Below are 19,183 nucleotides of genomic sequence, written 5' to 3'. Positions count from 1 at the left end.
GGGTAAATTATTGATATATTAGATTAATTGGAGGTAGACGGTTATACTACTTCGAACAATTGATAACTATTTATTATAGATTGTAGATATGCGCAACCAAACAAAAAAGACTCGCGCCCTCTGGCTGCACAGATTGGCTTGGTTTTACATATGCGGAGTGATCCCCGTCGTTACCATACTCGTAATATTAGGAGTTATACACACCGATTCTTGGAAACTCTTCGCCTCGGGGTTGGTTATATCGTTATCAATTCTAACTATATTTAAATATCCCGTCGTTTTGTCTTCAACAAAATGTTACTGCGACAATTTTTTTGTCGACCGTGAAAATGAACGCCGTACGCTTATGCAATTCATCAAAGATAGTAGCGAGCGACGCAGGATTTTTTATGTTACCGGCAAGAAAGGAATAGGAAAAACACTATTACTTCTTCGCCTTGCCAATGACTTGGCAAAGAAAAAAATATGCACAACAGTGTACTACGTGGAAATAGAAGGCAAAGATTCTTCTATATTACATAAGTGTCTTGAAATGATAGGGATCCCCCCCGATGAAAAAATTGGAACAGCTGCATCCCTGGCTGCATATCTTGATCAAGCATCTCGTTACCCCAAAATCGTATTTATCCTGGATGGCATTGATAGAAACAGGAAAAGAGATGCTGACAAGTTTGCTGAAATACTGACAAATTCATCCAAAAACATCTCTATCATTATTGGAATTACAATAGAATCACTAGTATACAGCCAAACTATCACGTTATATGGAAATTTGAAACCAGATATATTTGGGTGCCTCCATTTGCATGAGTTGGAAAAAGTTTACAACATTTCAATAACTGATCCTGAAAAGATTCTTCGTTTGTCAAGCGGCATTCCAACCTATGTACGCATATTAATAGATTTGGAACATCAAAATAGGGCTCTAAATCTTTCTAATATTGAAACTATTGATGAAATAATATGGCAGCAATACTCTTTTTTCAGTAATGAGTCAAAAAAGATCGTGATGTTAATGGCTTACTTAAAGCTTATGGGAGTTGACTCGCTTCCTGAACGGAAAATATACGATATTATCCCTGATAGCACACCTCACCATGTATGTGCAGTCCTCGATTCTTCATTGATATATCGAGAAAATGATACAAGAGATGGAAATATACGGATGAATGATTTGGTAGCAGAATCCTGTCGTAAATGCTGCAACAAAAATCAAGCTGTGGAAATGATTAAAAATTCGCATGAACATCTGGAAAATATTTTTGATGGTACGTTGAATGTTTCTTTATTGATGTTAAGCGACACTCATTTTTCAGAAGAAACTGGTCGCGAAATTCTAAAAAATCTTTTGGACGGCAAACAGTATTTATTTCTCGAACGTCTGTGGCAATATGAGCAAATCGGTTATCTCAATTCGTCACTTAAAGAAAGCCATTCGAATAATCAATATTTTAATTACTGTTATTTAAACTCCTTGTTGCAACTGGGACAATACCGAAGGGCATACTCGGAATTAGCTCGTTTGGAGGAAATAGATTCTGCTCTGCCAACTTTGAGACCCACAGAAAATATGAATGCAGAAGATTTTGATATGCTATTTCTCATTATCGATTTGCATCATCTAAGCAATCGGTTTTCTTTTGCCATAAGCGAAATCGACGCTTTTCTGCAACATCTCCCCAAGGTTTTCAAGAACCAAATACAAGAGGCCAAGCTTTTATATTTAAAGGCTCACATATTAAAGCATCAGGGAAGCGACTTGCTTTTGGCTGATAATATTCTTAGAGGCTTGGATAAGAACACTAATATACAAAATCTTGAGTTGCAAATGAAAATTCTCTACTCGCGTATCGCTATCTATCTATTCTGGGATACGTCATTCGATTACGAGGCATCATTTAACAGGATAGACACGCTTGCCAAAGAGATTGGAGAATCTCCCGTCATAATGCATGCGCAACGGCATCGGGCGATTTACACACTGAAGAAACTTCAAGACATAGAATCTGCTCTTACTATTGTAAATAATGCTTTGCGCAGTCTAGAAAAAACTCAGTACAGAATTATTTATGATTTATACTTTGAAAAAGCTGAACTTTTACGAATAAAATCTTATGCCGCAGAAAACCAGAATCGAAAAGTAAAAAATGAAATTCTTTCCCTTTATAATCAGGCTATTGCATTTGCTGATGAAAACGGTGATCTCAATCTGCGGACAATGTCCCAGCTAGGTAAAATTTTAACATTACACCAGTTCCATGACATCATCCAGAGTGAACAATTAAATGAAGTACAAAAAATAATGACTGATTTATCCGATGAAGCTCACAACCACGTACTATCAATAAACTATGCTTGTGCATGTTATGTCGAGAATCTGCTTCGAGGCGGGGAAATTGATCAAAATCAAACTAGATATTGGGAAAAAATGCAATATGCCGACTTGGCGCACGCCGCTCAACATGGAGGACCAGTTAAATTAACCGTCATGTAAGCAGTTGAAGACATCATGATACGTTTGCTCGGAAAAAGTATAATGGACATCTTTCTTTGAACGCAAGATATTAAGTTTTCTTTCTACTTCGTCATAGTTGTATGTATCCTGCGTGAGCTGATAAAAAACATCAGCAAGTTGCTCAAATTCATCTTCCTCCCAACCATGACGCGTAATTTGCTGAACTCCTATCCGTATTCCTGAATCGCGATAGAGCCTTTTATACCTTCCGTTTAAACTTATCCTATGTGATTGGCTTCTGTGAAGAAATCTTGTTATCTCATTTTCTTTCATGGATATAAATATTTGATGAGTGTCTGTATACAAATCATTGCGGGCTCGAATTACTTGCACTCCCAGTTTCTCAAGATAACGCCCTAGTTTGTTGGCATTGTTTATAATTTGCTTACTATATTGTTCACCAAACATTTCCATCTCGATAAGAACAAGAATGAGACTAAGAATCTGATGAAATTGCACATTTCGTAGATAATCTGGATTAATTTTTGTATCAATGAGATTCATCAGTTTCTGATTATTCGTCATGATTAATCCGCTAGTCGGCCCGGGAAGCGTTTTGTGAGTGGCTCCCATTAAAACAAATGGAACTTCATTGCTGAAAAAATGGAAGGGATTGGAATTGGATTTTCCAGATATTAAACCTAAAGTTTGAGTTGCATCGTAAATAATTATAAAATCTTCTGATACTTCCAGATTTTGCAAAGATGGTTGAAACAAAATGTCAGATGGACATATAAGCATACCGTCAATTTTTTCCTTTTTACGTAATGCTTTAATTTTTTCATAGTCAAAGTCCATTATCTCATAATCAAACGGCGCATATATAAATTTTATACCAAGCCGATGGCATATAAGAGGCATGGAACCATGACCTCCACTATCTTCCGATGATATAAGCAAAGTACTACCCGGTTGAAAGAGACTCATCAGGAGGATCATAACGGCATTGACACCTGATAATGTCCTTGCATCTGAATAATTACTTTGGAATAAGTCAAAACATTGTCGATTGAGGAGACTGTAGAACTTAAATAAATGTTCCGCTTCCATGAAATTATGTTCGGTCTCCAGCCTGATAATACCTCCCATAATGTATTTCTCCTGAATAAAGGAATCTAACGGAATTTTTCCGAACGGCGATATGGCGTTTTCCGCTGCACACAAAGGTAGAAGGCGCTTTTCTTCATACTGTAGTTCCTGACAAATTTTCTGAAACTCTTCTAAATTACCATTCATTTGTTAATTTCTCTGGATAATAAATAGTTATCACTCTTTAGGAGAAGATTCTTAACCTTCTCCTTGGATGAAAATTTTGAAGAATGACTTTTTGTTTGGCGGTGCTGACGTGGGTGTAGATTTGGGTGGTGGCGAGTGAGCTGTGGCCGAGAATGGTTTGGATGTATTTGATGTCTACACCTTCTTCCAAGAGGAGGGTGGCGAAGGTATGGCGGAATGTGTGGGGCGTTACGGGTTTGAGGATGCCGGATTTCAAGGCCAGTTTTTTGACCATGATTCTTACCGACTGGGAGGAGAGGTTATGGCCCCTTCGGTTGATGAAGAAGCATGTGTTTGGCCGCGATGAGGACAGACACAGGCGCTGGTATTCCCGGAGGGCTTCAAGAATAGCCTCCTGGCATATTTGAATGACACGCTCCTTGCCGCCTTTTCCATAGACTTTGATGAAGCCGTTAGCGAGGTTTACGGAGGAAAGGCGCAGGGCACATAGTTCCGATACCCGGATGCCGGTGCCGAATAAGAGTTCTACTACCGCAATGTTGCGGATGATTTCCTGATAGTGATGTCCCGTTTTGCCGGAACAGGCGTTTTTTTCCCGGTAAAGTGTCGTCAGGATGGACGTTACTTCCATGGAGTCCATCACGGGAGGGAGCAGGAAGGGGACCTTGATGTTGATTTTGAGCTTCCGCATGGGGTTGATGAAGTCGTCGTCTTCCATTTCAATGAAGTTCAGCATGGCTTTGAGCGTGGCCATTTTTCTTTTCATGGTTTTGGGCTGGAAGCATGACAGCGATTTGACGTATTGCTTCAAGTCTTCCGCGGAGATGGAAGGCAGGGAGTAAACCGATCTTTGATCAATCATGAAGCCGGCGAATTGCCGCAAGTCGGTTGCGTAGGCTTTCAGGGTCTTTTCGCTGAGGTTTTTTTCATATTGGGAATGGAACAGGAATCGTTCGATGGTTTTTTCCAATAGCGGCGAGTGTGATGTGTTTGGCATGACGGAACGGAATAGTGAGAGTGCCGTACGGGTGCAAGGCCCTTTTTGTGCCTGAATCAGGCAGGGAGGTTCGGGCCATGGGACAGGCGCAGTAAAAAAACGGGAAATAAAGGGAAAAGGGTGGCCTGAGAAGTCGGGGAGGAGCGGTTTTCATGAGTAGGACGAAAAAGAAAATGGCGGGCGGATTTTTACTTTTTCCCGCAAGCCGATTTTTCATGGAGCAAAGGAGGCATGAGGCCCTTGGTCCACATCCTGCTGAGTTTATTTTCCCTGTTCTGCGTTTTCCGATGGATGAAAGGCTGCCTTCTTGTCCGGAAGAGAGTTGGGTAAATTAACTTTTTTAAACTGTTGTTGCCGTAAGGGAAGACGTTGCTTCCATCCGATTGCAGGAAAGGAAAAAGGAAGTTTCAGGGAGGGTTCCCTCGGCACCGCTGAGTAAGTTTGTAATTTTTTCCGGCCTGATTTCCTTTATCCCGGTTTTTTACGGGAAGACAGTGGCATGAAAGGATAGGGGAACTTCCGGAGAGGCCGCATTAGGGGATATCGGAGAACTTTCCTTCCTATCCCCCTTGGATTGTGGGGATTGACCCAGCCGGAAATGTTGTTTTTCCGGACGGATGATGCCGGCAGGAGTTACCGGGTGATGAATACCCTGTGGAATTTTATTGGAGTGCGGACATTTTCGGCCTCCCCGTTTCTCAAAAAATGATTGCCGTGGCCGTGTGAAATGGGTAGCATGCCAAAAATCGTTGTTCAATCCTGCATGACCTGTATGAGAAATTTTTCCGCACATTCCAGAGCTGCACATTTTCGTTTTTCCGCAGGGGGAAAAGGGTTTACCCTGGTGGAATTGATCGTCGTCATTACCATCATGGTTGCCATGATGGCTCTTGCCGCCAGCATGCTGAGAGGCGGCGGCCGGGCGCAGGGGCTCCAGTCCGCTGTTGAAATGGTGGACGGCATGGTGCAGGAGGCCCGGCTGGATGCCATGGGCAAGGGAACCTGGAGCCGCCTGATTATTGTCAGCACCCCCGACGACGCGAGCCGGAACATGCGCACCCTGGGCGTGATGTCCAAGAATACGCGCACCGGCAAGTGGCACCTTGTCAACCGCCTGCAGACGCTTCCCGCCGGATTTTATATCAGCCCCACCTACAGCACCCTGCTGGAAGGTTCGGGCAAGTCCAGGGCCAAAAGCACGTACAAGAGCTTTTCCAGCCGGGACGGACAGGATACCGTCAATCTGCCCGGCAACGGCCTGACCGATATTTATTTCATCGAGTTTGACGAGGAGGGCCGCATGTCCCAGCCGAATGCTCCCACCCGCCTGGTAGTGGTTTCCGGTTCTGCCGGGGACGGCAAGGAAGAACGCCCCTCCCCCATGACGGACGGCAAGCCGGGGCTGGCCGGCGGCATCGTGATTTATCCCAAGGGCAATATAAGCCGCCTGAGGACGGATGAGCAGGTGATTCCCCAATAATTTTACAGGATTTTATTACCATGTTGACCAATCGTATGAAACAGGTTCGTTCCAAAGGGTTTACCCTGACAGAGGTGGTGCTTGCCATCGGCGTGGTCGGGGTGCTGATCGTGGTGTTTATGGCCATGTTCATCCCGGCCAGGAGAACGGTCCAGGCCGCCCTGACCATTCGTGAGGCGGACCGCATTGTCCATGCCCTGACGGCGGAGCTTGGAGAGCTCCGCAATTCGGAACGGGCGGCGGGCAATGCAAAGAAGTCTTCCCCCGGCAGGTATGTTTCCGCCTTTGACAAGGCTTTTTACTGGATGCAGTTTACGGCAAAGCCCGCCACCACCATTCTGGTGTACAATTACCGGGCGGATTTGTCCAAGCCCGTGCGCAAGGACGGCACGCCCCAGCCCTGGCTGGAGGACGGCGGCAGCATTCCCGGCAAGAATTCCGCCGTGGTTACGGGCGTATGCCTGGCGAACAACAAGGACCGCTGGAATGATTTCAAGGCCCTGGTAGGGCCCGTGTTCGCGGTGCGCATGACCCAGCTGGTGGTGGAGCGCATGGATTCCAACGCCTACGGCTACAAGCTGGCTCCCAAGTACGCCGTGATTTCCAACCCCTACAACCGCGGCCGGATCATTACGGACCCGTCCCAGTACGTGTACACGGCGGAGAAGGGGGGCGGCGGCCTGAATCTGCCCTGGGGTGCGGAAGTGCTGTACCAGGCGGAATTTTTCCAATTGCTGAATACGGACCCGGAACGTTTGCAGAATACAACGTGGGAGAATTTGAAGACGCCGGTGTTCACGCGCAATCTTGCTTTCCGCCGTTAACCGCATCATCAAGATACTGAAAGAATCATGAAGACATTTGCCAAAATCAAATCCGGTGCGTTTACTCTGATTGAGCTGCTGGCGGCCATGACGATCACGACGATTCTTGTGCTTGTGATCGTGGCGCTGACGTCCCGCGGTGTGGATATCTGGAGATGGGTGCTTCAGGACGTGCGGACGACGACGCTCGCCCGTACGGCGATGGATACCATGACCAAGGATTTTGAGAGCATGCAGTTCCGCCCCGGAAACCCCTTTGAATGGATGCTCGTGCAGAGGGACAGCGATCTTGCCGGCCGTGGCGCCCGGACCGCCTCTTCCTCCCAGGGCAGGGGCCGCAGGCCTTCCGCCGCAGAGTCCCGCGTCAATATGATGACCATGGGACCGGAAGGAGCCAAGATTACGAATGCCTCCCAGTTGATTTTCTTTACCACGCCCACGGACCGCAATCCGGCCAAGTCCAGCATGGACATGAGGAACGACCGCATCATCGGCGACGTGAATTGCGTGGGCTACAAGCTGCTTTACCGTGACCAGATTCTGGACCGGGACGCCACGTCCGAGTCGGACGGGTTTCCCGTATATGCCCTGTACCGCAATCTGGTGAGTGCGGAGGATACCGTGCGGGAGCTTCTGGGCAAGGAGGACCTCTGGGCCGCCTATTCCCGCTTCCAGCAGGATGAAACCATTCCCGCCAATTTCCTGGTGGAGAATGTGGTGGAAATGACCCTCATTTTTGAGGTAGATTACCAGAAGAAGATCGGCAGTTCCGGCAGCAACAAGTCCGACAAGGATGCGACGCAGAGGGCGTCCGTCCTGATTCCCGTCATGACGACAGGCGCCAACCGCCTGGGGTCCTGCTCCCAGATGGACGTGTACGGCAACCGGCTGGACGTGATCGGCAGCGGGATGAATATTGACGATTTGAAGTCGGGCCGCGTCACCGGAGTGACCATTTCCATGACGGTGGTGACGGATGAAGGCATGGCCCTGGTGGACCAGATACGCAAGGGGCGTCCCGCTCCCTCCCCGGAGGAGTTTTTCGAACGTTATACCCGATCCTTTACGCAGCGCGTTTCCCTTCCGCTGAGCCATTAGGCCCAAGTCCGGAACAGTCGGCGGCCGCCTGTTTTCACGGTGCCCCGCCTTTTCCGGAGCGGCATTCCCTACCTTGTTGTTAACCCTGTTTCCGATCTATGCCGGGATTTGCAGATGTTGTGGGCAATTTGCCTCCGCTGCCGGAGCTGATTCTTTGGCGCGATCCCGTGGCTAGAAGCGCAGCGGAAGCCATGGCTGTGGATGAGGCCCTGCTGGAGTGGGGGGAATTCCCCGTTCTGCGGATATACCGGTGGGGGGAGCCGGCCGTGACGTTCGGCTATTTTGACGAGGAGGGCACGGCCCGGAGGATTTTCCCCGGAGAGGAGTTGCATTTTGTCCGCCGCTGGACGGGCGGCGGCATTGTGGATCACCGGCAGGATATTCCCTTTACCCTGGCCATGCACCGCAGAGACGGGCAGGGGCGCCCTTCAAGCGCCACCTTGTACCGGTGGATTCACGGGGCGCTGGCCCGCGTGCTGAAGGATTGCGGCGTGGAGTGCGTGATGCTGGCCGGGGACGCGCCCGATGGAGGCCGCGCCTGTTTTTCCAGCCCCGTGACCAGTGACCTGGTATTGCCTTCCGGGGAAAAACTGGCGGGCGGGGGCCAGAGGCGCGTGCGCGACGGCGTCCTCCACCAGGGCAGCATCCAGAATTGCCGCCTGCCTGACGGCTGGGACGTGATGCTTGCCTCCCGTCTGGCGGATACGCATATGCTGCGTACGGATTCCTCCCTTTTCCCCGGCATGGCCGCCCGTGTGGCGGAACTGCTTTCATCCAAGTATTCCACTGAAGAGTGGAGAAACGGCGTTCGTCACGGCCGTTCCGCGCATTCCTGATTAATCCCATTGAATTGAAAGACCATGAGTTATTTGCCTGATCCGGAACGTTATGCCGGTACCGATTACCGCCGCTGCGGGCGGTCGGGATTGCTGCTGCCCCCCGTGTCGCTGGGGCTGTGGCACAATTTCGGCGCGGAGTCCGATTACGAGAACGCGCGCCGTCTTGTTCACGGCGCTTTTGATTCCGGCATTACCTATTTTGACCTGGCAAATAATTACGGGCCGCCCCCCGGTTCCGCGGAAGAGTGTTTCGGGCGTATTTTCATGCAGGATTTGTCCCGTTACCGCGACGAATTGGTGATTGCGACCAAGGCGGGGCATTTGATGTGGGAGGGACCGTACGGGGACTGGGGCTCCCGCAAGCACATGCTTGCCAGCCTGAATCAGTCCCTTTCCCGGATGAAGCTGGATTATGTGGATATTTTTTACGCGCACCGGCATGATCCGGAAACTCCGCTGGAAGAGACGGCGGGGGCTCTCGTGACGGCGGTCCAGTCCGGAAAGGCCCTGTATGCCGGCATTTCCAAATTTCCGGCGGAACAGACCAGGCAGATCTGCGCCATGCTCCGGGAAGCCCGCGTGCCATGCCTGGTGCACCAGCTCCGGTACAATATGTTCAACCGGGAGCCGGAGGCGGGAGTTTTCGCCGCCATCCGGGAGGAAGGGCTCGGCTGCGTGGCGTTTTCACCCTTGGCTCAGGGGATGCTGACGAACCGTTATCTGGAGGGAATTCCCGCAGATTCCCGCGCGGCGGGGGCTTCCGTCTTCCTGACGGAAGAACGCGTGCTGCATCATGGGGACAGAGTCCGCCGCCTGGCAGCCCTGGCGCAGGATCGCGGCCAGAGCCTGGCGCAGATGGCCCTGGCCTGGGTATTGAGGGAGCCGGCCGTGACCACCGCCCTTATCGGGGCCAGCCGCCCCGCCCAGATCAGGGATTGCCTGGGTGCGTTGAAGAATACGCGGTTTTCTCCGGAGGAACTGGCCGTCATTGACAGCACGGCTGATTGACGGACGGGGCTTCTCCTCCCGCGGTTTTGGGCTTTGCCTGCCGGGGGAGGGATGAACAGAATGCCTCAGTGGAGCGGAATGTTCCCGGAAAGCGGCTGGCAGGAATACCCTCCCTGCGCCCGGCAGGGAGGGATTTTGCCGCATCGCGGACGACATCGGAGGGTGGTGACATGCCCGGTTGCGCGTCCTGGGAGCAGAAGCGGCGGAAGCTTGGAAAAACAGTTTTTACGGAGGCAGGCCATGCTTTGGATTAATCCTCGCAGAACTTGCTTCTTCCTTGTTCCCTTCCGGTTTCGCATCCGTCCTGGTCTTTCCGCAGGAAGGTGAATTTTCCGTCCCGGACAGCGGTTTTTTCTTGGAGTAAAGCCGGGGGAGTGCTATTTTCCTACCACTTTAATTTAAAGTGTACTGACAATGATAACCATCCAGGATTTATTTTGGCTCATCCCATCGGCTTCCGTGCTGGCCCTCGTTTTCGCGGGCGTGTTTTTTTACCGCATGAAGGCCCAGGATGAGGGGAACGAGGTCATGAGAATGATCGCCAAGCATGTTCGCAGCGGTGCGATGGCCTACCTACGGCAGCAATACAAGATTGTTGCCATTTTTTTCGTGCTGATCACGGTCGTTTTCGCCTTTCTGGCCTACTGCCTGCACATTCAGAATCCCTGGGTGCCTTTCGCGTTTATTTCCGGCGGCTTTTTCTCCGGCCTTGCCGGGTATATCGGCATGAAGACGGCCACGTACGCTTCCGGCCGCGTGGCGAACGCCTGCCGCCATTCCCTGGACGCCGGCCTCCAGATTGCCTTCCGTTCCGGCGCCGTTCTCGGCCTGACCGTGGTGGGCCTCGCCATGCTGGACATCGGCGCCTGGTACTGGATTCTGGACTGGTTTTATGAGGACATGGAGCTTTCCACCCGCCTGGTGGTGATTACCACGACGATGCTGACCTTCGGCATGGGCGCCTCCCTCCAGGCCCTGTTCGCCCGCGTGGGCGGCGGTATTTTCACGAAGGCCGCGGACGTAGGCGCGGACCTGGTGGGCAAGGTGGAAGCGGGCATTCCTGAAGACGACCCCCGCAACCCAGCCACCATCGCGGATAACGTGGGCGACAATGTGGGCGACGTGGCCGGCATGGGCGCGGACCTTTACGAGTCCTACTGCGGTTCCATCCTGGCTTCCGCCGCCCTGGGCGCGGCGGCCTACATAGCCGTGCCGGACATGGCGATCAAGGCCGTTCTCACCCCCATGCTGATTGCCGCCCTCGGCACCATCCTTTCACTCCTGGGCGTGTATGCGGTGCGCGTGAAGCGCGGCGCCTCCCAGACGGAACTGATGGCCGCCCTGAACCGCGGCATCAACCTCAGCTCCTTCCTGATCGCCATTGCCTCCGCCTTCCTGCTCCAGCTCATCGGGCTGGACAACTGGGCCGGCATCTGGGGCGCGATCGTGACCGGCCTGGCGGTGGGCATCATCATCGGAAAGAGCACGGAGCATTACACCTCTCATGATTCCTACCCCTGCCGCAAGATCGCCCACAGCGCGAAGACCGGTCCCGCCACCGTCATTATTTCCGGCATCGGCATCGGCATGATTTCCACCTGCATTCCCGTGATTACGATCGTGGTGGGCACCGTCCTGGCCTACGGCATGGCCTCCGGGGACTGGCATTTTACCGGGGCCGAGATGAGCAAGGGCCTGTACGGCATCGGCATCGCCGCCGTGGGGATGCTTTCCACGCTGGGCCTGACGCTGGCGACGGATGCCTACGGTCCCATTTCCGACAACGCCGGGGGCAATGCGGAAATGAGCAAGCTGGACCCGGAAGTACGCCGCCGCACGGACGCCCTGGACGCCCTGGGCAACACGACGGCCGCCACGGGCAAGGGCTTTGCCATCGGCTCCGCCGCCTTGACCGCCCTGGCCCTGCTGGCTTCTTATATTGAAGAGCTGAAGATTTCCATCCTGCACTGGAGCGAGGCCACCGGAAATACCATGTACAAGATCAATGATGCCGTGAGCGTGGAGGTGTCCAAGATCACCACCTGCACCCTGTCCGAGTTCATGGGCTATTTCCAGGTGACCCTGATGAATCCGAAGGTGCTCATGGGCCTGTTCGTGGGCGCCATGATGTCCTTCCTGTTCTGCGGCCTGACCATGAACGCCGTGGGCCGTGCCGCTGAAAAGATGGTGAAGGAAGTGCGCCGCCAGTTCAAGGAAATCAAGGGCATTCTGACCGGGGAGGCGGAACCGGATTACGTGCGCTGCGTGGAGATTTCCACGGCGGGCGCCCAGCATGAGATGATTTGGCCGTCCGTGCTGGCGGTGATTACTCCCATTTGCATGGGGCTGGTGTTCGGCGTTCCCGGCGTGTTCGGCCTGCTGGCCGGCGGGCTGGCCTCCGGCTTTGTTCTGGCCGTGTTCATGGCGAATTCCGGCGGCGCGTGGGACAACGCCAAGAAGTACATTGAGCAGGGCCATGTGGGCGGCAAGGGCTCGGAAAGCCACAAGGCCGCCGTCATCGGCGACACGGTGGGCGACCCCTTCAAGGATACGTCCGGCCCCTCTCTGAATATCCTGATCAAGCTGATGAGCATGGTGGCCATTGTCACCGCCGGTGTCAACATCGCCGTGACTCTGTTCTAAGCAGGGAGCTTGCTGCATCATGATAACGGGAGTGCCGGGTAACCGCCGGCGCTCCCGTTTTTTATATGGGGGTAGTATCTGCCGTTCAGGGAAGAACGCTGTTTTTTCTTCTTGATTCGGTTTTCCTGCGGTGTACAAGGGGAGTCATGAGAACTACCCTGCTTTTATTGCTGACGGCATGCGTTGCTTCCGCCTCTCCGGGAGGGGAAACGATGAAATCACTCCTTCAGGAACGGGAACAAATCCTGGTCAGGATAGATGATCTGATGAAGGAGCGCTACAAGTCCGGATTGTGCCATTGGACGGAGACTGTTTCCGCCAGATTGCAGCTTCTGGAGTTCCGCCGCGACCATGCCGCTTCCCTCAAGGAGGGAATAGCCTTCCAAAAGGAAATTGTGGCTCTCCGTGAAGAGGAATACCGTGTGTTTCAGAAGTCACTGGAGGCGGATCCTTCCCTCCGGCTGGAAGCATACCGCTCCCAGGAGGCAGGGCTTGCCGCCAAATGCCGCCTTCTGGAAATGGAAAGCCGTGTGCGGGGAGAGAAACAGTAGCCGGTGCATCCGGGGCGGAAACAGGCGTTCGGAGACTGTGAAGATTCCGGCGGCCGGTTCTTCCGTTTTTTGACGTTCCTTTTTTCGCATGCTGTGTAAAGGGCTCTTTTTCGCCGGCTGGCAGGAAGGGCTGCCTGGATTTTTTTCTGCCATTGACGAAAAGTTTTTTTGACAAGGGCGGGGGAGAGGAGTAATAAACGCGCAGATGCCATTCAGCACAGTACAGCCCTTTTTTAGCAACACCCGTTATTACGGCAACGGGTATTGGTGGCGTGTACCCATGTCCGGACGGGGGAATCCCGATGTGCAGTAGTGGCGTTCAGCTATGATAATTTTTTAGAACTGCTTTGATTCCTCCGAGAGTCAAAGCAGTTTTTTTATTTTCCACTTACACAATGATCCATCCATGCAACCACCATCCATCATCACCCTCCAACAACACAGCCGGCGCCTGAGCGCCGACCTGGAGACGCCCATCAGCCTGTTCCTGAGCCTCACCCGGGACCAAACCCCCGGTCTTCTGCTGGAAAGCGCGGAGGTGGACGGCAAGTGGGGCCGCTACAGCGTCATCGCCTGCGATTACCTGATGACCGTTTCCTGTGCGGACGCCCGGCTTTCCCTGACCGTCAGCGACGAGCGGCTGGCCTCCTTGAAGGAGCTGGACGGCATGCCTTATCTAGACGGGCTGCGCGTCCTGATGCAGCGGCTGGAACTGGTGGGCGACGACAAGCGGCAGGCCCCCATCACGCGGGCTTTGTACGGCTACTTCGGGTATGAGACGGCCGCCCTTTTCCAGCCCAAGCTGGCGCAGACCATTCCCCCCTCTTCCGCGGAGTCCTGCCTGGTGCTGGCCGGCACCGTGATCGTGTTTGACCACCTGTACAACCGCCTTACCCAGATCAGCCTGGGCGAACACCGCGACCTTGCCCACACACCCCTGCACGAGACGGAGGAACCCTCCATCGGGGAGGTCACGCGCACGCCGGACCAGGCGGGCTACATGAAGGGCGTGGAGCATATCAAGGAGCTGCTGCACAACGGGGAGGCCATCCAGGTGGTGCTTTCCTCCCAGGCCTCCGCGGAGTTCCACGGAGACGCCTTCACGCTGTACCGCCGCATGCGCAGCATCAACCCTTCTCCGTACATGTTTTTCATGAGCCTGCCGGGCGTCACCCTGTTCGGTTCCTCCCCGGAGCTGATGGTGCGCTGCACGGACGGCAAGCTCCAGCTTTCTCCCATTGCCGGAACGCGCAAGCGCGGCAGGGACGACGAGGAAGACGCCGCCCTGGCCGCCGACCTGCTCAAGGACCCCAAGGAGTGTTCCGAACACGTGATGCTGGTGGACCTGGGCCGCAACGACCTGGGACGCGTCGCCAAACCCGGCTCCGTGAAGCTGGAAAGGCTGATGGAGATTGAACGTTTTTCCCACGTGATGCACATGACTTCCCGTGTGACCGCCCAGGTGAACGACGGTCTGGACGCCATCGACATTCTCGGCGCGGCCTTCCCCGCCGGAACGGTGAGCGGCGCACCCAAGGTGCGCGCCATGGAAATCCTGGCGGAGGAGGAGCCCCTGCCGCGCGGCCCGTATGCCGGGTGCATCGGCTGGCTGGGGCTGGACAAGAATGGCGTGCATATGGATTCCGGCATCACCATCCGCAGCATGTGGGTGAAGAATGGCCGCATCCACTGGCAGGCGGGCGCCGGCATCGTTTATGATTCCGATCCGGCCGCCGAATGGCAGGAGTGCATGAATAAAGGCAGGATTATTGACGTGATTTTGAAAGGAGAAGACCATGTTTCTGTTCATTGATAATTACGATTCCTTTTCGTGGAATCTGGTGCAGGCGTTTTATTCCCTGGGCCGCAAGCCCGTGGTGTACGCGAACGACGATCCGCGCATTCTGGACCTGGCAGCCAGCCCGGAACTGGAAGCCGTGTGCATTTCCCCGGGCCCCAGCCATCCGCGCAACGCAGGGCTGTGCCTGGAGTTCCTGAAGCGCCTTCCCGCCGCCGTTCCCGTGCTGGGCGTATGCCTGGGCCACCAGCTTCTGGGTTATTTTGCCGGGGCGGAGGTTTCCCGCGCTCCGTACGTGATGCACGGCAAGAGTTCGGACATTATCCACGACGGCGCCGGGCTGTTCACAGGACTTCCCAATCCCATGACCGTGGGCCGCTACCATTCCCTGGTGGTCCAGTCCAAGGAGGACGAACCAAATCCCCGGTTCACCGTCACTTCCCGCGGTCCGGAAGGGGAGGTTATGGCGCTGCGCTACAACGACCGCCCGTGGGTGGGCATCCAGTTCCATCCGGAATCCATCCTGACGCCGGACGGCCTCCAGCTTCTGGGCAATTTCCCGGACAATGTCGTTCCCGCCGGCCAGAAGGAGAAGCGGATCAACCGCATTCTGGATACGCTGGCCGCCGGGCAGGACCTGACGGCGGACATGGCCGCCGCCGGTTTTGCGGATATCATGGACGGACGCATGACGCCGGCCCAGGCGGGCTGCTTCCTGATGGGCCTGCGCATGAAGGGGGAAACCCCGCTGGAAATGGCCCACGCCGTGGGCATTGCCCTGGGCCGCGCCAACCGCGTGGAAGGGCTGGAAGGCGACTGCATCGACGTAGTCGGCACGGGCGGCGACGGCCGCAGCTCCTTCAATTGCTCCACCGCCACGTCCCTGACGCTGGCGGGCATGGGCTACAAGGTGGTGAAGCACGGCAACCGCGCGGTGTCCTCCTCCTGCGGGTCCGCGGATGCTCTGGAAGGGCTGGGTTTCCCGCTGGACGTGGCTCCGGAGGACGTGCAGCACCTGCTGGACGAACGGAATTTCGCCTTCTTGTTCGCGCCGAATTTTCATCCCGCCTTCCGCAACGTGGGGCCCATCCGCAGGGAACTGGGCATCCGCACCTTGTTCAACCTGCTGGGCCCTCTGATCAACCCGGCGCGCCCCACCCACATTCTGCTGGGCGTGGCCCGTCCGGAACTGGTGGAACTGCTGGCGGAAACCCTCAGCCAGTCCCATATCCGCAGGGCGGCCGTGGTGTACGGCGCCGGAGGGTATGACGAGGTGACGCCGCTGGGGCCCACCAAGATGATGATCGTCCACAACGGGAAGCTGACGCCCATGACGCTGGACCCAGCCGATTACGGCATCCAGCCCTGTGATCCCGGGGAGCTGGCCGTCCATTCCAAGGCGGAGGCGGTGGCCGTGCTGAAGGATATTCTGGCGGGCAGGGGCCCCCACGCCATGATGGACATGGTGATTCTGAATGTGGGCATGGCCATGTTCCTGCTGGAGGACCACATGGACCTGGCCGTCTGCATGGCGAAGGCCCGTGAGGCCGTGTGCGCCGGCGTAGGAAGGAGAACGCTCCATGTTGCTTGACCGGTTCAGGGAGGCCAAGGCGGAGGAAATCGCCCTGCTCACGGACCTGGCGTCCCGCCGGGAACTGCCGCGCCCCTGGAAGGGGCGCAGGCCGGATTTTCTGAAGGCGATTGCGGAGACACCCGCCGGGCAGCCCGTGGCCGTGATTGCGGAATTCAAGCAGGCGTCTCCGTCGCGCGGCGTCATTGCCCAGGGATTGAAGCCGGAAGATGTGGCGGAACAGTATGCCGCCGCCGGGGCCTCCTGCATTTCCGTGCTGACGGAGGAACGGTTTTTCGGCGGCCGCATCGGGTATCTGGAACGCATGCACCGCACCGGGGTTCCCATGCTCCGCAAGGATTTCATTTTCCACCAGCTTCAGGTGATGGAGACGGCTTCCACCCCGGCTTCCGCCCTGCTGCTCATCGTGCGCCTGACGCCGGATGCACGGGAACTCCGTGTTTTGCGGGAACAGGCGGAAGCCTACGGCATGCAGGCCGTGGTGGAGATTTTTGACGAGGGGGACCTGGCGCTTGCCCGGGAATCCGGCGCGCGCATCATCCAGGTGAACGCCCGTGACCTGGATACGCTGGAAACGGACAGGCAGGCCTGCCTAGACCTGGGGAAACTCCGCCGGGACGGGGAAGTGTGGATAGCCGCCAGCGCCATGAGCGCCGGGGAGCATCTCAGGGAAGCCGCGGAAGCGGGCTTCCAGGCCGTATTGATGGGCACAGCCCTGATGGACGGCGGAAAGCCGGGTGAAAAACTGGCTGCAATTTTAGAAGAAACAAGATGAAGAAACATTCATTCGCAATCAAGGTGTGCGGGATTACCCGCCAGAGTGACCTGTCAACCGCCATGGGAATGGGGGCCCACTTCTGCGGGTTCGTGTTCCACCCCAAAAGCCCGCGCTATATCGCGCCGGAACGCGCCGCCGCGCTGGATTCCGCGCTGATCCGCCGCGTGGGCGTGTTCGTGAACCAGGATGCGGAGCAGATCATGGACATCATGAAGACGGCCCGGCTGGAATTCGCCCAGCTCCACGGCAACCAGTCCCTGGACTGCGCGCGCCGGATCGGCGCGGGAAAAGTCATCCGGGTTCTGTGGCCGGACAGTTATGATTCCCTGGACGCCATGCAAAGGGAGATGGACCTCTGGGCGGACAGCTGTTCCTGGTTCCTGCTGGATGCCGGCAGGCAGGGCGGCGGCCACGGAACCGCGCTGGACTGGAAGGCGCTGGCTTCCCTGCAGGCCCCGCGCCCCTGGTTCCTGGCCGGCGGCCTTTCCTCCGCTTCCCTGAACAGGGCGCTGGAACAGTGCACCCCGAACGGCATTGACCTGAATTCCGGCGTGGAGGCCATTCCCGGCCAGAAAAGCCCGCAAAAGCTTCTGGCGGCGCTCAAGCCCCTCATTTCCTACACACCTTACCACATCGCATGAATAACAAAGAAGGATACTTCGGCAATTTCGGCGGCCGTTTCGTTCCGGAGGCATTGCGCCCCCCCCTGATGGAACTGGAACAGGCCATGGACACCATCATGCAGTCCCCGGCGTACCGGGATGCATTGCAGGATCTGCTGGTCAACTACGCGGGCAGGGAAACGCCCCTGACGTTCTGCCCCCACCTCTCGGAGAAACTGGGCTTCCGCCTGTGGCTGAAGCGTGAGGACCTGCTGCATACGGGCGCCCACAAGATCAACAACGCCCTGGGCCAGGCCCTCCTTGCCCGGATGATGGGGAAGACGCGCCTCATCGCGGAGACCGGGGCGGGCCAGCACGGTGTGGCCACGGCCACGGCGGCGGCGCGCCTGAAGATGGACTGCACCGTCTTCATGGGGGCAGAGGATGTGGAGCGCCAGTCCATGAATGTGATGCGCATGAAGCTGCTGGGTGCGGAGGTAGTTCCCGTGGACAGCGGTTCCCGCACGCTGAAGGACGCCATTAACGCGGCCCTGCGCTACTGGATTTCCCATCAGGCGGATACTCTGTACTGTTTTGGTACGGCGGCGGGGCCCCATCCGTTCCCCACGCTGGTCAGGCAGCTCCAGTCCGTCATCGGCCGGGAGGCGCGCGCGCAAATGCTGGAGCGCGCCGGAAGGCTGCCGGACGTGGTGGTGGCGTGCGTGGGAGGCGGCTCCAACGCCATCGGCATGCTCTACCCCTTTGTGGAGGATGAGGATGTGCGTCTCGTAGGCGTGGAGGCCGGCGGCACGGGCGAGCCCGGCTGCTACAATTCCGCCCCCATCAATCTGGGGAGTCCCGGCGTGCTGCATGGCCATGTGACCATGCTTTTACAGGACGAGGACGGCCAGATACAACCCTCCCACTCCATCTCCGCCGGGCTGGATTATCCCGGCGTGGGCCCGGAACATTCCCATCTGGCGGAAATCGGCCGCGTGCATTACGGAGTCGTTTGCGACGCTTCCGCCCTGAATGCCTTCCAGGCGCTCACGAGGGGGGAAGGTATCATTCCGGCGCTGGAATCTTCCCATGCCGTGGCGTGGGTGCTGGACCACGCGGAAGAATTGCCCAAAGGGGGCGACGTGTTGGTCAACCTCTCTGGCCGCGGAGACAAGGACCTGGGAATCGTTAAAAAATATCTGAACATTTAATTGCCGCCTTTT

Annotated in this window: 15 protein-coding genes; 13 read left to right on the top strand and 2 right to left on the bottom strand. The window is 55.5% G+C overall.

The annotated features are described in order from the left end of the window. The first annotated feature begins 346 nt into the window (after window positions 1–346). Window positions 347–2,494: an AAA family ATPase gene (locus OQH67_RS01220; protein ID WP_215437875.1), complete on the top strand. Its 2,148-nt coding sequence runs from the start codon at window positions 347–349 to the stop codon at window positions 2,492–2,494. Here the strand turns inward: OQH67_RS01220 and OQH67_RS01215 are convergent. Both OQH67_RS01215 and OQH67_RS01210 read right to left on the bottom strand, forming a co-directional pair. Next, on the bottom strand, window positions 2,480–3,751 hold the full coding sequence (locus OQH67_RS01215) for a PLP-dependent aminotransferase family protein (protein WP_215437877.1): 1,272 nt from the start codon (window positions 3,749–3,751) through the stop codon (window positions 2,480–2,482). The genes OQH67_RS01220 and OQH67_RS01215 overlap by 15 nt on opposite strands. 37 nt (window positions 3,752–3,788) lie before the next feature. Next, window positions 3,789–4,748: a tyrosine-type recombinase/integrase gene (locus OQH67_RS01210; RefSeq protein ID WP_215437393.1), complete on the bottom strand. Its 960-nt coding sequence runs from the start codon at window positions 4,746–4,748 to the stop codon at window positions 3,789–3,791. A gap of 727 nt (window positions 4,749–5,475) precedes the next feature. Between OQH67_RS01210 and OQH67_RS01205 the strand changes: the two genes are divergently transcribed. The 12 genes from OQH67_RS01205 (at window position 5,476) to trpB (ending at window position 19,171) form a co-directional block, all read left to right on the top strand. Next, entirely contained in the window at window positions 5,476–6,228 is a 753-nt protein-coding gene (locus OQH67_RS01205; RefSeq protein WP_306511716.1) for a prepilin-type N-terminal cleavage/methylation domain-containing protein, read from the top strand. A gap of 20 nt (window positions 6,229–6,248) precedes the next feature. Beyond that, the gene (locus tag OQH67_RS01200) at window positions 6,249–7,052 is read left to right on the top strand and encodes a prepilin-type N-terminal cleavage/methylation domain-containing protein (RefSeq protein ID WP_130082961.1); all 804 of its coding nucleotides are present in this window, start codon (window positions 6,249–6,251) and stop codon (window positions 7,050–7,052) included. A 27-nt stretch (window positions 7,053–7,079) separates the two neighbouring features. Then, on the top strand, window positions 7,080–8,150 hold the full coding sequence (locus OQH67_RS01195) for a PulJ/GspJ family protein (RefSeq protein WP_215437396.1): 1,071 nt from the start codon (window positions 7,080–7,082) through the stop codon (window positions 8,148–8,150). A 98-nt stretch (window positions 8,151–8,248) separates the two neighbouring features. Further along, window positions 8,249–8,986 (top strand): lipoyl protein ligase domain-containing protein, encoded by a 738-nt coding sequence (locus tag OQH67_RS01190; protein ID WP_215437399.1) that lies wholly within the window; start codon window positions 8,249–8,251, stop codon window positions 8,984–8,986. Window positions 8,987–9,010: 24 nt separating this feature from the next. Beyond that, window positions 9,011–9,997, top strand: a complete 987-nt coding sequence (locus OQH67_RS01185) for an aldo/keto reductase (protein ID WP_215437402.1) — start codon at window positions 9,011–9,013, stop codon at window positions 9,995–9,997. Between the two features lie 414 nt (window positions 9,998–10,411). Beyond that, complete coding sequence (locus OQH67_RS01180) at window positions 10,412–12,640, top strand: sodium-translocating pyrophosphatase (RefSeq protein ID WP_149876186.1); 2,229 nt, start codon at window positions 10,412–10,414, stop codon at window positions 12,638–12,640. Window positions 12,641–12,786: 146 nt separating this feature from the next. After that, a complete protein-coding gene (locus OQH67_RS01175) occupies window positions 12,787–13,191 on the top strand; it encodes a hypothetical protein (protein ID WP_215437404.1) in 405 nt (134 codons plus the stop codon). 406 nt (window positions 13,192–13,597) lie between these two features. Beyond that, window positions 13,598–15,004, top strand: coding sequence for an anthranilate synthase component I family protein (locus tag OQH67_RS01170; RefSeq protein ID WP_218957807.1), 1,407 nt, complete (start codon window positions 13,598–13,600; stop codon window positions 15,002–15,004). Then, a complete protein-coding gene (trpD, locus tag OQH67_RS01165; protein WP_215437407.1) occupies window positions 14,988–16,580 on the top strand; it encodes an anthranilate phosphoribosyltransferase in 1,593 nt (530 codons plus the stop codon). The genes OQH67_RS01170 and trpD overlap by 17 nt, the downstream gene beginning before the upstream one ends. Further along, window positions 16,570–17,355, top strand: a complete 786-nt coding sequence (locus tag OQH67_RS01160) for an indole-3-glycerol phosphate synthase TrpC (protein ID WP_215437410.1) — start codon at window positions 16,570–16,572, stop codon at window positions 17,353–17,355. Before trpD ends, OQH67_RS01160 begins: the two co-directional genes overlap by 11 nt. Continuing rightward, window positions 17,352–17,999, top strand: coding sequence for a phosphoribosylanthranilate isomerase (locus OQH67_RS01155; protein WP_130082953.1), 648 nt, complete (start codon window positions 17,352–17,354; stop codon window positions 17,997–17,999). The genes OQH67_RS01160 and OQH67_RS01155 overlap by 4 nt, the downstream gene beginning before the upstream one ends. Beyond that, window positions 17,996–19,171 (top strand): tryptophan synthase subunit beta, encoded by a 1,176-nt coding sequence (trpB, locus tag OQH67_RS01150; RefSeq protein WP_215437412.1) that lies wholly within the window; start codon window positions 17,996–17,998, stop codon window positions 19,169–19,171. The genes OQH67_RS01155 and trpB overlap by 4 nt, the downstream gene beginning before the upstream one ends. The last annotated feature ends 12 nt before the right edge of the window (window positions 19,172–19,183 follow it).

The sequence above is a fragment of the Akkermansia biwaensis genome, from assembly GCF_026072915.1.
GTDB classification, from domain to species: domain Bacteria; phylum Verrucomicrobiota; class Verrucomicrobiia; order Verrucomicrobiales; family Akkermansiaceae; genus Akkermansia; species Akkermansia biwaensis.
This window is presented reverse-complemented; position numbering and strand designations above follow the sequence as displayed.

Excerpts from the sequence above, each read along its gene's own strand:
- OQH67_RS01200 (WP_130082961.1), top strand. The coding sequence starts at position 6,249 with ATGTTGACCAATCGTATGAAACAGGTTCGTTCCAAAGGGTTTACCCTG.
- OQH67_RS01195 (WP_215437396.1), top strand. The coding sequence starts at position 7,080 with ATGAAGACATTTGCCAAAATCAAATCCGGTGCGTTTACTCTGATTGAG.
- OQH67_RS01210 (WP_215437393.1), bottom strand. The coding sequence starts at position 4,748 with ATGCCAAACACATCACACTCGCCGCTATTGGAAAAAACCATCGAACGA.
- trpB (WP_215437412.1), top strand. The coding sequence starts at position 17,996 with ATGAATAACAAAGAAGGATACTTCGGCAATTTCGGCGGCCGTTTCGTT.
- OQH67_RS01180 (WP_149876186.1), top strand. The coding sequence starts at position 10,412 with ATGATAACCATCCAGGATTTATTTTGGCTCATCCCATCGGCTTCCGTG.
- OQH67_RS01215 (WP_215437877.1), bottom strand. The coding sequence starts at position 3,751 with ATGAATGGTAATTTAGAAGAGTTTCAGAAAATTTGTCAGGAACTACAG.
- OQH67_RS01175 (WP_215437404.1), top strand. The coding sequence starts at position 12,787 with ATGAGAACTACCCTGCTTTTATTGCTGACGGCATGCGTTGCTTCCGCC.
- OQH67_RS01160 (WP_215437410.1), top strand. The coding sequence starts at position 16,570 with ATGTTGCTTGACCGGTTCAGGGAGGCCAAGGCGGAGGAAATCGCCCTG.
- trpD (WP_215437407.1), top strand. The coding sequence starts at position 14,988 with ATGTTTCTGTTCATTGATAATTACGATTCCTTTTCGTGGAATCTGGTG.
- OQH67_RS01170 (WP_218957807.1), top strand. The coding sequence starts at position 13,598 with ATGCAACCACCATCCATCATCACCCTCCAACAACACAGCCGGCGCCTG.
- OQH67_RS01185 (WP_215437402.1), top strand. The coding sequence starts at position 9,011 with ATGAGTTATTTGCCTGATCCGGAACGTTATGCCGGTACCGATTACCGC.
- OQH67_RS01220 (WP_215437875.1), top strand. The coding sequence starts at position 347 with ATGCAATTCATCAAAGATAGTAGCGAGCGACGCAGGATTTTTTATGTT.
- OQH67_RS01155 (WP_130082953.1), top strand. The coding sequence starts at position 17,352 with ATGAAGAAACATTCATTCGCAATCAAGGTGTGCGGGATTACCCGCCAG.
- OQH67_RS01205 (WP_306511716.1), top strand. The coding sequence starts at position 5,476 with ATGGGTAGCATGCCAAAAATCGTTGTTCAATCCTGCATGACCTGTATG.
- OQH67_RS01190 (WP_215437399.1), top strand. The coding sequence starts at position 8,249 with ATGCCGGGATTTGCAGATGTTGTGGGCAATTTGCCTCCGCTGCCGGAG.